The 12,860-nt window shown below is 72.8% G+C and carries 9 protein-coding genes; all 9 read left to right on the top strand.

From position 1 onward, the window contains the following. Nucleotides 1-6: 6 nt before the first annotated feature. The 9 genes from BU204_RS25835 (at nucleotide 7) to BU204_RS25795 (ending at nucleotide 12,858) form a co-directional block, all read left to right on the top strand. Nucleotides 7-804: a thioesterase II family protein gene (locus BU204_RS25835; protein ID WP_075128350.1), complete on the top strand. Its 798-nt coding sequence runs from the start codon at nucleotides 7-9 to the stop codon at nucleotides 802-804. Beyond that, entirely contained in the window at nucleotides 801-2,585 is a 1,785-nt protein-coding gene (locus BU204_RS25830) for a non-ribosomal peptide synthetase (RefSeq protein WP_075128349.1), read from the top strand. The genes BU204_RS25835 and BU204_RS25830 overlap by 4 nt, the downstream gene beginning before the upstream one ends. Then, nucleotides 2,582-3,796 carry a cytochrome P450 gene (locus tag BU204_RS25825; protein WP_075128348.1) on the top strand — a complete coding sequence of 405 codons (1,215 nt, stop codon included), beginning with the start codon at nucleotides 2,582-2,584 and terminating at the stop codon, nucleotides 3,794-3,796. Before BU204_RS25830 ends, BU204_RS25825 begins: the two co-directional genes overlap by 4 nt. A gap of 90 nt (nucleotides 3,797-3,886) precedes the next feature. Further along, entirely contained in the window at nucleotides 3,887-5,548 is a 1,662-nt protein-coding gene (locus tag BU204_RS25820) for a condensation domain-containing protein (RefSeq protein ID WP_158073515.1), read from the top strand. 7 nt (nucleotides 5,549-5,555) lie between these two features. Next, complete coding sequence (locus tag BU204_RS25815) at nucleotides 5,556-6,890, top strand: condensation domain-containing protein (protein ID WP_075128346.1); 1,335 nt, start codon at nucleotides 5,556-5,558, stop codon at nucleotides 6,888-6,890. Between the two features lie 7 nt (nucleotides 6,891-6,897). Beyond that, nucleotides 6,898-7,638, top strand: coding sequence for a thioesterase II family protein (locus BU204_RS25810; protein ID WP_075128345.1), 741 nt, complete (start codon nucleotides 6,898-6,900; stop codon nucleotides 7,636-7,638). Then, nucleotides 7,635-9,212 carry a condensation domain-containing protein gene (locus tag BU204_RS25805; protein WP_075128344.1) on the top strand — a complete coding sequence of 526 codons (1,578 nt, stop codon included), beginning with the start codon at nucleotides 7,635-7,637 and terminating at the stop codon, nucleotides 9,210-9,212. Before BU204_RS25810 ends, BU204_RS25805 begins: the two co-directional genes overlap by 4 nt. Then, nucleotides 9,209-11,320 carry a penicillin acylase family protein gene (locus BU204_RS25800; protein ID WP_075128343.1) on the top strand — a complete coding sequence of 704 codons (2,112 nt, stop codon included), beginning with the start codon at nucleotides 9,209-9,211 and terminating at the stop codon, nucleotides 11,318-11,320. The genes BU204_RS25805 and BU204_RS25800 overlap by 4 nt, the downstream gene beginning before the upstream one ends. Next, entirely contained in the window at nucleotides 11,314-12,858 is a 1,545-nt protein-coding gene (locus tag BU204_RS25795) for an amino acid adenylation domain-containing protein (RefSeq protein WP_158073514.1), read from the top strand. Before BU204_RS25800 ends, BU204_RS25795 begins: the two co-directional genes overlap by 7 nt. Nucleotides 12,859-12,860: the final 2 nt, after the last annotated feature.

Genomic DNA, 12,860 nt, shown 5'->3' with positions numbered 1-12,860 from the left:
AGAGCCATGAACGCGACTGGCCGGTGGCTGCTGCGCGAGCCCTTGCCGGAGGTCCCTGCCCGGCTGTTCTGCCTGCCGTACTCGGGAACCGGCGCGTCCTCCCTGCGCCGGTGGCCGGCGCGGATCGGGCAGTTGGAGGTGTGCCCGGTCCAGCTCCCCGGCCGGGAGCACCGCATCCGGCACGAGCCGTACCAGGACGTCCAGCGGTTCGCCGACGACGCCTGTGAGGCGCTCGCCCCGTGGCTGGACCGGCCGTACGCGCTGTTCGGGCACTGCATGGGCGCTCTGTTGGCCCACGCGCTGGCCGTCCGTCTGGAACGGAGCGCCGAGCGGCCACCGGCGCTGCTCGTCGTCTCCTCGGCGGTGGTGCCCCACCTGCCGCCGAGCCGGCGGTACCGCGCGCCCTCCCCGGGCGTCACCGGTGTCTACCACCCCTCGATGACCGACGAGGAGTTCACCGCCGAGCTGCACCAGGTCTCGCAGGCCCTCGGCGGCGGCGACGTCCTGCCGGAGTTGGTCCCGCTCGCCCTGCGGGTGCTCCGCGCGGATGTCGAGCTGTGTTACGGCTACCAGCTGGCGGCGCCCGTCCCGGTGCGGTGTCCGGTCACGGCACTCGGGTGGACCGACGACCCCGAGGTCGCTCCGGCCCAGATGGACGGTTGGCGCGACTACGGCACGGTGCGCAGGCATGACCTGGACGGCGGGAAGCTCACCTACCTCGCCGCGCCGCCGGCTCTGTTGCGGATCATCGAGGACGACTTCGCCGAGGCGGTCTCGGCGCGGCCGGCGGCGACGAGCTCATGACCGCGTCCGCACCGACGACACTGGTCGAGCTGTTCGAGCGGGCGGTGGCCGCCCACCCGCACCGGCCCGCGGTGAGCGACGACCACGGGACGCTGACCTACCGCGAGCTGGCTGACCAGGTCCACGCGCTCGCCGCCGTGCTCGCCACCACGGGCGTTGGCGCCGGTGACCGGGTGGCGCTCCACCTGCCCCGCGGCGCCCCCGTCGTGGTGTCGGTGCTCGCGATCCTCCACACGGGAGCCGCCTACCTCCCCATCGACGACGTCTACCCGGCCGCTCGGCGGGACGCCATGCTCGAGGACGGGGCGGTCAGCCTGGTGCTCGTGGCACCCGGGTGGCGGGACCGGATCGCGGTGCCCGGCGTCGCCATCCTCGAGTGGGGGTCGTGGGTAGGTGCCGACCCGCAGACCGGGGCTCCCCGCCCGCCTCGCCCACGGCCCCAGGACGCGGCATGCGTGCTGTTCACCTCCGGCACGACGGGCACACCGCGCGGTGTCGTGCTCGAGCACCGACACCTCCTGGCCTTCGCGTCGGATCCGACAATCCCGGTGCTGGGGCCGGGTGACCGCACGGCGCAGACCTCGAGCATCTCGTTCGACACGTTCACCTTCGAGCTCTGGCGCTCGGTGGCCGGCGGGGCGGAGCTCGTGGTGCTCCCGAGCCTCCCCGAGCTGATGGGTGCGGACCTCGGCCGGGAGATGCGCAGGCAACGCATCACGGCGATGCTCGCGCCGGCGATCGCGCTGAACCACGTGGTCCGGCACGACCGGGAGGCGTTCGCCACGCTGCGGGTGCTGTGTTCCGGTGGGGACGTCCTGCTGCCGTCGACCTGCGCCGAGCTGCTGGCCGGGGGGTTCGCCGGAGAGCTGCTCAACCTGTACGGCCCGACCGAGGCCTCCGTCGCCGTCACCGGCCACGTCGTGCGGGCCGTCGCCGAGCTCGGCGACCAGGTGCCGATCGGCCGCCCGTTCCGCTGGGCACGGGTGTACGTGCTGGACCGGGCGCTCCGACCGGTGCCGGATGGCGAGCCCGGCCAGCTGTACGTGTCCGGCGCCGGGGTGGGACGGGGATACCTCGGGATGCCGGCGGAGACGGCGAGCCGGTTCGTGGCCGACCCGTTCGCCGCCGACGGCTCCCGTATGTACGCCACCGGCGACGTCGTGCGGCGCGGTCCGGGCGGCGCGTTCGAGTACCTGGGCCGGGAGGACAAGCAGGTCAAGATCCGCGGGCACCGGGTTGAGCCGCGGGAGGTGGAACGGTTCCTGTGCCGTTCGGTCGCCGTCGCCGAGGCCGCGGTGGTCGCCGTCGGCGAGCAGGACCTGCGCCGGCTGGTGGCCTTCGTCGTACCGGCGGACGAGGACTTCGTGCTGCGCGCGTTGCGGGAGTTCATGGCCGGTGCCGTTCCCGCCCACCTCGTGCCCGCCGAGTTCGTCGTGGTCGAGGCGATGCCCACCGACGCGCACGGGAAGCGGGACTGGGCGGCCCTGCTGGACCTGCTGCACGCCCGCACCGCGCGCCGCCGCGCCTACCAACCACCCCGGACCGACACCGAGCGGTACCTGGTGCGGGCCTGGGAGGACCTGCTCGCGGTGGAGTCGGTCGGGGTGGGCGACGACTTCTTCGAGCTGGGCGGGCACTCGTTGCTCGCGGCGCACCTGCGCCTGCTGGTGCGCGCGGACCTGGGTGCCACGGTCGAGCCGGAGGCGTTGTTCGAGCACAGCGTGCTGGCCGAACAGGCGAGCATGATCGACCGACTGCGGACGGGAGACCTCGTGCGATGACGGCCGCCCTGATCAACCTCAACGACCTCCGGCTGTTCACCGACGGCGACCCGCACGCGGCGTGGCAGGTGCTGCGCCGGGAGGCGCCGGTGTACTGGAACCCGACCGAGGACGGTGGTTTCTGGGCGTTGACCCGCTACCGCGACGTCCACGACGCCTACGCCGACCCGGCGACGTTCTCCTCCCGGCAGGGCACGGTCCTCGGCGGCTCCTTCCGCAACGAGTCGGACACCGCCTCCGGTCGCATGCTGATCGCCTCCGACGACCCGCGCCACCGGCTGCTGCGCAGGCAGGTGCACCGGGCGTTCGTCCCGGAGGTGCTCGACCGGGTCGGGCCGGTCGTCTCGGCCTACCTGGGTGAGGCGCTCGACCGGTTCGTCGGGTCCGGGGGCGGTGACTTCGCCGAGGACGTCGCGCCGGAGCTGCCGGCGGGGCTGCTCGCGGTGATGTTCGGCCTGGACCGGTCGGACGCACTGCACCTGCTCGGCCTCACGAGGCGGATGATCGGGTTCCAGGATCCCGCCTACCACGCCGCGACGCGGCGTGAGGTCCTGGCCGCCACTCAGGTGGAGATCCTGGACCTGATGGCCGAACTGGTCCGCCTCCGGCAGCGTTCGCCGGGCGAGGACCTGGTGAGCATCCTGCTCACGGCCGAGGTCAACGGCAGGCGCATGAGCCGGGCCGAGATCCTCTACAACTGCCTCAACGTCGCGGTTGGCGGCAACGAGACGACCCCGTTCACGGCGACCGCCGCCGTGCACGCGTTCATCGACCACCCGGACCAGTTCGAACGGCTGCACGCCGACCCCTCCATCCTGCCGTCCGCGCTCGAGGAGATCTTCCGCTGGACGTCGACCAACGCCTACGTGCAACGGACGGCGACCCGGGCGGTCGAGCTCGGCGGAGTGCGGATCGCCGCGGGGGACGCGGTGACCCTCTGGAACGCGTCGGCGAACCGGGACGAGGCGCAGTTCCCGGCGGCAAACTCGTTCGATCTCACCCGGTCACCGAACCGCCACCTCGCGTTCGGCGTGGGTGGCCACCGGTGTATCGGGATGGCGGCAGCCAAGCTGGAGATCTCCTTGCTGTTGCAGGAGATCCTGACCAGAGGCCTGCGGTTCGCGATGGCGGGGGAGGCCACTCGGCTCCGATCCAACTTCATGCTCGGTCACACCAGCCTTCCAGTGACCGTTCGAGTCGGGTCAGGGTGACCACGAACGTCCATTTGGGACACATAACCGGGTCTGAACCGTGTCCGGATACGTTCGGTGCACTTCCGTCGCGATATGGGAGGAAGCTCGTTGACCACGCGTACCCCGTTGTCGTTCGGCCAGGAGTCGCTGTGGCTGGCCGAGGCGTTGGTGCCCGGGCTGTCCGCCTACACCCTGCCGTTCTGCTGGTCGATCGGCGGCGAGCTGGACGTGCCAGCCCTCGAGCAGGCGATCGCTCGGCTCGTCGACCGGCACCAGGTGCTGCGGACCGAGCTGGTGACCAGCGCCGAGGGCCAGTACCAGCGGGTTCGCGAGGACGTACGGTTCGAGCTGGCGAGGACCGACCTGTCCGCGCTGCCGGCGGACGCGGCGCGAGCGGAGGTCCGGCGCCGTGTTCGGCGGTGTCTCGACGAGCCGTTCGACCTGGCCAGGGCACCGCAGCTGACCGGCGAACTGTTCTGCCTCGGCTCGGCCGAGCACATCCTGGTCCTGGTCACCCACCACGCCTTCTCCGACGAGTGGTCCCACGCGGTACTGCGCACGGAGATCTCCGAGCACTACGGCGCGGCGCTCGAGCACAGGGATCCGGACCTGCCGGACCTGCCGGTCCAGTACGGTGACTACGCGCGCTGGCAGCGGCTGGAGGTCGAGCCCTTCCTTTCCGAGGACCTGGCGTACTGGACCGAACAGCTCGCCGACCTCCCGGTGCTCGCCCTGCCGACGGACGGCGAGCGCCCCGCGACCCGCCGGTTCGCGGTCGCGGTGTGCGAGCGACGGGTCGAACCCGCCCTGTTCGAGACAGTCGCCCGGTTCGCCCGCTCCCTGGACACCACCCCGTTCGTCGTGCTCCTCGCGGCGTTCGACGTGCTCATGGCGCGCTGGGCCGGGCAGGACGAGGTCGTCGTCGGTACCCCGGTCTCCGGCCGTGACGAGCCGGAGCTGGCCGGGCTGGCGGGACACTTCGTGAACACCGTGGTGCATCGGGTCGACTGCCGTCGCACCGAGCTGTTCCACGACCTCGTGCGGCGGGTGGCCGTCCTGGTGTCCGACGGGCTCGCGCACCAACAGGCACCGCTCCACCAGGTCGTCCAGCGCCTCAACCCGGTGCGGGACATGAGCCGCCATCCCTTGTTCCAGGTGACGTTCCAGGTCGTACCGGGAGGCGAGCCGCTTCGCCTGCCCGGCCTGGAGGTGGTCGACCGCTTCGCCGAGATGGTCGACGACGACGGGGTGTTCGCCGAGTTCGACCTCGTCGTCGACGTCGTGACCGACGACAGCGGCGCGAACCTGGTGGTGCGCTACGCCACCGAGCTGTTCCACCGCTCGACGATGGAGTGGATGGTCGACGGCTACCTCGGCGTCCTCGAACAGGTGATGGCGCGACCCGGCACGCCGGTCGGCACGGTCGAGGTCGCCACCAGGTCCACCGCGCCGGTGCCGACGGCTGGTGCCGGCCAGGCGGGACCCGCACCCGGCGACGACCGGGCCGCCGCGGCTACCTGGGCGTCCGGACCGGCAGCCGAGCTGCGGGACCGGATGTGCGCGATCTGGGCCGAGATGCTCGAGCTGACCGAGGTCGACCCGGACGCCAACTTCTTCGAGATCGGTGGGGGTTCGCTGGCCGGAGCGCGGTTGGTGCTGCGGATGCGCGAGTCACTGGGCATCACCGTCGCCCTCGTCGACCTGTTCGACGCCGGGTCCGTCAACGGTGTCCTCGAGGTCCTTGCCGTGCGGCCACCGGCCAGGGTGTGAGCACGCCGTGAACCACGACGGGCTCAGCCCGGATCGGCAGCGGCTACTCGTCGCTCTCCGGGCCCGGGGACCGGCCGGGTCGCCGCTGACCGCCACGCAGCAGGGGATCTGGTTGGCCGAGCAGCTCGACCCGGGAACCTCCGGCTACCACGAGACCGTCGTTCTGCGCATCGAGGGACCACTGGACCCCGACCTGCTGGCGCTGGTGTTCGCCCACCTCCAGGCCGGCAACGACGCCCTCCGCGCCCGGGTGGTGGACACCGACCGCGAACCACGGCAGTTCTTCGACGTGGACGCGGTCGACTGGCGGTACGTCGACCTCTCCGGGGTGCCCGAGGAGCACCGCCGGGCGCGGGTCGACAGGTTGGTGGCGGTGGCGGCCGTGGAGCCGTTCGAGCTGGCGACCGGCCCGCTGTGGCGAGCCCGTTTGGTGCGCCTGTCCGAGACCGACCACGTCCTCGTCGTCGTGCTGCACCACCTGATCACCGATGGGTGGTCGCACGGTGTCCTGCTGCGAGCCCTGGCGCGTGGGTACCCGCTGCTCGCCGAGGGGAGCGAGCCTCCGCCCGGCGAGCCCGGCTACCCGGCGTGGCTCGCCGCGCGGGTGCGCCGCGAGCGCGAGGCGGTCGCGGCCGGCCGGGCGAGCGAGGTGGCCTCGCGGCTGAGCGACGTGCCGTACCGGCTGCGGGTACCCGGCCTGGACCCGACCCACCCGGACCGCGTTGCCGCCGAGCTCCCGATTCCGGTGGGTCCTGGCGGCTGGGTCGCTTTCGATGCGGCCTGCCGGCGGTTCGGAACGACCAGGTTCATGGGCTTGACGGGGTTGTTCGCGTTGGCGTTGGGGCGGGTGAGCGGGCAGGGCGCCGTGGTGCTGTCCGCTCCCGTGGCCGACCGGTCGGGCGGCAGCGCCGCACTGCTCGGGTGCCTGATCTCCGTGGTCCCGATCGTGGTCCCCGCGGTCGCCGGTTCCGCCGTCCGCGCGGTCGTGGCGACCGGGACGGCGGCGGTGGGAACGGCGTTGCGCCACACCGAGGTCCCGTACCGCGAGGTGGTCCGGGCGGCCGGCTGGGGACCCGCCGGCGACGATCCGTTGACCAACGTGGGCATCGAGGAGATGAACGCGCCGACCGGGCAGGTGCGGTTCGGGAAGTTGCGGGTCACGCCGACGCCGCGCACCCAGGTGCGCCTGCGGCACGACCTCACGCTCAGCGTGCCCAGCCAGCCCGACCAGGCCGCGACCCTGCTGTACCCGAGCGCCCGCTGGTCGGGCGGGGGCCTCGACGAGCTGGTCGCGGAACTGACCGCGCTCGTGGTCGAGACCACCACCGTGCTCGCCGCCTGAGGAGGAGATGAGCTCCACCGTGCGACCTCGCCCGACACACCTGGTGTGCCTGCCGTACGCGGGCGGATCGGCGACCACGTTTAGAGGGTGGCAGGAGGAGCTGGGCGGCCTGGCCACCGTCCAGGCGATCAGCCTGCCTGGCCGCGCCGACCGGTGGCACCTGCCGCTGCCCGAGAACCTGCACCAGCTCGCCGACGACCTGGCCGAGGAGCTGGTCGATGACCCCCGAACACCCCTCGCGCTGTTCGGCCACAGCCTTGGCGGGTTGCTGGCGTTCGAGCTCACCCGGCGGCTCGTGGCGGCGGGCCGGGCACCGAGGCTTCTGGTGGTCGCGGCGTGCGAGCCGCCGAGCCTGCCGCGCCCGGCGAACGGGGTCCACACGCTTCCCGACGACGAGTTCCTCACGTGGGTACGAGCCATGGGTGCGACGCCGCCCGACGTGCTCGACAACGACGAGCTGCTGTCGATCCTGCTACCGGTTCTGCGTGCGGACGCCGCGCTCGGCGAGACCTACCGGTACCGCCCGGCTCCGCCGTTGCCGGTACCCATCGCGACGATCGCCGGCCGGGAGGACGACGACGCGGCTCCCGAGACGATGGCGGGCTGGGCCGCCGAGACCGACCAGCCGATCCGGGAGTTCCAGGTGGACGGAGGGCACATGTTTGTCGAACACAACCGCGCGGCGGTGCTGGACGCGGTGCGAAGCGCCCTGGCCGTCGCGGGTCCGGTCGCGGAGCGGTCGCGTTGACCGCCGGCCCACCGCCACCCGACCTGGCCGCGACCGTCCGGCGTGCGTGGCAGGAGCTGCTTCGCGCGTCCACGGTGACCGGTCGGGACGACTTCTTCGCCCTGGGCGGCCATTCGATGCTGGCGAGCAGGCTGATGTCCCGACTGCGCAGGGAGTTGGGCTCCGGCCTGCCCGTCGGCCTGATCTTCGAACATCCCGTCTTCGGCGACTTCGTCGACCAGGTTCGGGTCTGCCTGGCCGGCGCGACCGACCGGTCCGGTCCGGTCGCCACCGACCGGCAGACCGGGCCTGTGTCCGCCCAACAGGAGGAGCTGCTCCGGGTGGAGGCGGTGCTGGGGCCCTCACCCGTGCACAACGTCGTCGTTGCGGTCGAGGTCACGCCTCGCGTCGAGCCGGAGCTCCTACGGCGTGCCCTGCACCGGGTGGTCAACCGGCACCCCGGGCTTCGCCTGCGCTTCTCCGATGACGGCCAGCAGGTGGTCGGCCCGCCGCTCGCCCTGTCCGAGGTGGTCTTCGAGGTGGTCGAAGGGGCATCGTCCCCCGCGGCGGTCCGCACGGCCGTGCGACGCCGGCACCTTCGTCCGCACGACCTGACGAGTGGAAACCTCGTGCGCGCCCAACTGTTCCGCTCCGAACAGCGGGACCTGCTCGTGTTGCACCTGCACCACCTGTCGGTGGACGGCGTGTCCCAGGCCGTGCTGCTGGACGACCTCTCGACCGCGTGCCGGGAGCTGCGGGACGGGATCGATCCCGTCCCGCCCGAGAAAGGACCGAGCTATCTCGACTACGCGCGGTGGCAGCGGGCCCACCTGGACGACCTGGTCGCACGGTCCCGCCAGCACTGGCGGCGAGTGGTCGGCGACCTCACCCGGGACCGCGCACCGGGTGGGCCGGCAGGGCGTGCCACCCGCTGTCGGCGCGAGGTCCTCACCCTGGCGCCGGAGACGACGGCTCGCCTGCGGCGCTGGACGAGAGCCGACGGTGTCACCGACTTCGTGGCGTTCTCGTCGGTCGTCGCCCACGGGCTGTCCAGGGTGACCGGCAGGGCGAGGATCGGCCTCGGAACGTTGGTGGACAACCGGACGCTGGCCGGCCTGGAGCGCACGATCGGCCCTTTCGGCACCAGCACGTTGCTCGTCGCGGATGTCGCGGGCGCGTCCACCCCGCGTGAGTTGGTCCGCGCTGTGCGGTCGGAACTGGTCGCGGCCCGCCGCTGGGCGGCGGCGCCGCTCGGCGCCATGCTGGACGGTCCGTGCGCGGAACTGGGGTTCGAGCCGGGCGACCTGGTGGACGTGGTGACGACGCTCGAACAACCGTACCGCTCGGAGCCGGGGGCGTCCCCGACTCTCGTGCAGGTCTCCGACGAGGGTGAACCGTTGGTCGACACCATCGTCGGCGCTTCGCTCACCGTGGCGCTCCACGTGGCGGAGAACGGAGCCGTTCGGGTGGGTGTCGAGGCCGCCGACGACCACCGGCCGGGTGCGGCGGCCGTCGCGGGTGCGATCAGCGCCGCCGCGCGGGACTTCGCCGTGGCGGACCACCCCTTCGCGCCGAGCGAGGTGGCACTTCCATGACCGTACTGGCGACCGAGGACGGACCGGTCGAGATCACCCTCGACGCGGCCGGACGGCCATCCATCGAGGCGCCGACCCTGGACGCGGCGGCGTTCGGGTTGGGTTGGGTCTGCGCGACGCACCGCCGCGCGCAGCTCGACCTGCTGCGTCGCCGCAGCCACGGCCGACTGGCCGAACGGGTCGGCCCGGCGGCCGTCCAGGGCGACATCCGACAGCGGACCCTGGACCTGGCCGGTGTGGCGGACCGCTGCCTGGCAGGTCTGCCCGCCGACCAGCGCCGGCTCCTCGAGTTCCACACCGCCGGTGTCAACCTCGCCGGTACCAGCACGTCGCCCTGGCGGCCACGCGACACCGTCGCCGTGGCGCAGCACCTGTTCCAGGCCCTCGTCTCCGACGGCGCCGACACCCGGATGGTCGAGGTCATGCGCCGGACGCTGCCCGCCGAGGTGGTGACGTTCCTGCTCGACGCGACCGACGAGTTCGCCACCGAGCTCGACGGGACGCCACCGGACCCCACCCCGGACTCGACGCCGGCCCCGATGCCGGTCGACCTGCTCGCCGGGCTGTTGTCCGAAGCGGTGGAGCCGAGTACCCGGGTCGTGGTCCACGACGGGCCGCCGGTCGGCAGCAACATCTGGGCTGTCGCACGCGCCGGCTCGGTCGTGCTGGCCAACGACATGCACCTGGAGCTGACCGACCCGTCGGTGCTCTACGCCGCCCGGCTCGTCCTGCCCGGCACCGAGCTGACCGGTGTGACCGTACCCGGCCTGCCCATGCTCATCATGGGCACGAACGGCCGCGTGGCCTGGGGGTTCACCCGGTTGCCCGGCGATGTCTGCGAGCTGCGGGAGGTCGAGGAGGTCCCGAGCGGCGGCTACCGCGTGGGTGAGGGGGTCGAGCAGTTCGGCGTGCGCCGGGAGGTGATCCGGGTGCGCGGGGGAGACGACGTCGTCCTGGCGGTTCGCGAGACCCGCTGGGGCCCGGTCACCGGCGAGCTCGCCGGACGACCGGTCGCCTTCTCGTCCACCCTGACCGACCCGAGGGCGCTCGACTTCACGCTGGCTCGCATCGCCACCGCCGGGGACGCCAACGCGGCCGCGGACGTGATCGTCCATAGTGGCCTGCCGCCTCTCAACGCCGTCGTGGCGGACGCGGGAGGTGTGGTGCTCTGGACCGCCGCCGGACGCTACCCCGTCCGTTCCGGTCCGGGCCCGCACGGTTTCACCACCGGCGAGGGTGGGCTCCTGCTGCCGCCGGAGCACCTTCCGCGTCGCGTCGCTTCGCCCGAAGGCTTCATCGTCAACTGCAACAACGGCAACGCCGAGACTCGAGAGGCAGGGCTGGCGTGGAACTTCTTCCCCGGCTGCCGCGCTCGCCGCGCCGGGATCGGGCTAGCCGCGGGGCGAGGGCAGGACCTCACGGCGTCGGCTCGCCTGCAGCTGGACCTCGACGCCTCCTACTACACGTTCTACCGCGACCTCGCGCTGCGGCAGCTTGGCGCGGGACGCGCGGACGACCGGGTGGCCGCCCTGGCGGCCGAGATCGCGGCGTGGCGGGGAACGGCGCACCGGGACGAGGTCGGTCTCGCGTTGCTGGTCGTGTTCCGCGACCTGGTGCGCGAGCGCATGTTCGCCGCGGTCACCGACCGCTGCGTGCGATACGACGACCGGTTCACCTACTGCTTCCACGGCCACGAACGGCCGCTGCGCCGGATGCTGGGCGCGCTCGACGCGGGGCTGGTGCCGGCGCCCTGGACCCGGCCTCGCCAGTTCGTCCTGGCGCAGCTGGTCGCCGCCCGCGCCCTGCTGACGCGCCGCACCGGCAGCGCCGAGCCGGTCCGGTGGGGCCAGGTGAACAGGCTCTCGGTGGCGCCGCACCTCCTCGGCATCGAGCTCTCCGGCTGCGCGGAGAGCCTGTTGGTCGCCGAGCCCGACTTCGGCGCGGCCGTGCGCTTCGTCGTCGACCTGGCCCGCCCCGGGGACGGGACCCTCGCGGTGCCCGGTGCGCCGAGCGGTGCGAGCACGGTGAGCCAATGGTCCGCCTGGGCCGACGGCGAGGCGGACCCGCTGCCGGCCGAACGCTCCATCGCCTCCGGGAGGGCATGGTGAGTCCCGTCCTCGGGTCGCTGTCCGGACTGCTGCGCCGATCAGCGCGCCGGTTCGCCGACAGGCCGGCTCTCACGGGCGCGGGGACCGCGCTCACCTACGCCGAGCTGGACGCGCGGGTCGACGCATTGGCCGGCCGTTTCCGCGCGGCGGGCGCCGAACCGGGACAGCGGGTGGGCCTGTGCGTCGAACGCGGCCCGCTCCCGCTGGTCGCCTCGGCCGCCCTGATGCGGCTCGGCTGCGCCTACGTGCCGCTGGACCCGCGGAACCCGGTCGACCGCATCCGACACATCGTGGCCGACGCCGGGATGGCCGCGGCGGTGTGCGACGCCGGCGGCCGACGCGCTCTCACCGACACCTCGCTCGACCTCGTCGACGTCCACGAGGACGACCTGCTCCCCGGCGGGCCCCGGCTGCCGGCCTCGCGCGAGGCGACCCCCGGACCCGAGGCGTACGTCATGTACACCTCCGGGTCCACCGGCAGGCCCAAGGGAGTGGCGATCACGCACGCCAACGTCCTGGCGTTGTTGAGCGACGCGGTGCCGCTGTTCCCCTTCGGCGAGGACGAGGTGTGGCCACTCCAGCACGCGCACGGTTTCGACGTCAGCGTGTGGGAGATGTGGGCCGGCATCGCCGTCGGGGCGACGTTGGTGGCGGTGGAGGGAGAAGCCGGCCGCAACCCCGAGCTCCTCGCCGAGCTGATGCTCCGCCACCGTGCCACCCGGCTGCACGTCGTGCCCAGCGTGTTCGCCCAGCTGGCCGAGGCCGTCGCGGAGGAGCGGCTGCGTGTGCCGCTGCGCGGGGTGACCTTCTGCGGAGAGCCGCTCAACTACCGGGCGATGCGTACCTGGGTCGACGCCCACCCGGGGATGGCGCCCGCCTGGTACAACGTCTACGGGATCACCGAGACCACCGTGTACAACACCTTCGCCGAGATTGCCCCGCACGAGCTCACCAGGGCGGACCCGGCCACGCCGATCGGGCAGGGCTACCGGCACAGCCCGGTGGTCGTGCTCGACGAGGACCACCGCCCGGCACCGCACGGCACCGTCGGTGAGATCTTCGTCGGTGGCCGCCAGGTCGCTCGCGGGTACGTGAACAACCCGGAGCTGAGCGCGTCGAGATTTCTGGAGGTGCCCGACCGGCCCGGTCGCTGGTACCGGACCGGCGACTTCGGGCACCTCGACCCGGAGGGGGACATCCGCTTCCACGGGCGACGGGACGACCAGGTGAAGATCCGGGGCTTCCGGATCGAGCTGGGGGAGCTGGACCACGCGGCGCGGGCGCTGTCCTGGGTGACGGATGCCGCGGCTGTGGTCGACACCTCCGCGCGGGGGGAGCCGGTGCTCGTGCTCTTCGTGGTCACACCGGAGGCCGGCGCCGATCTCCGTGGCCGGGTACGTGCCGAGCTGGCCACCTGGCTACCGGACCATCTGCTGCCCGCGCGGGTGGTCCGGGTCGGGGAACTGCCCACGAACACCAACGGAAAACGAGATCGACGCGCGCTCTCCGCGTTGTTGACCTCGACCACGGGAGGGTGATG

The organism is Actinophytocola xanthii (assembly GCF_001921205.1).
GTDB classification, from domain to species: Bacteria; Actinomycetota; Actinomycetes; order Mycobacteriales; family Pseudonocardiaceae; genus Actinophytocola; species Actinophytocola xanthii.
This window is presented reverse-complemented; position numbering and strand designations above follow the sequence as displayed.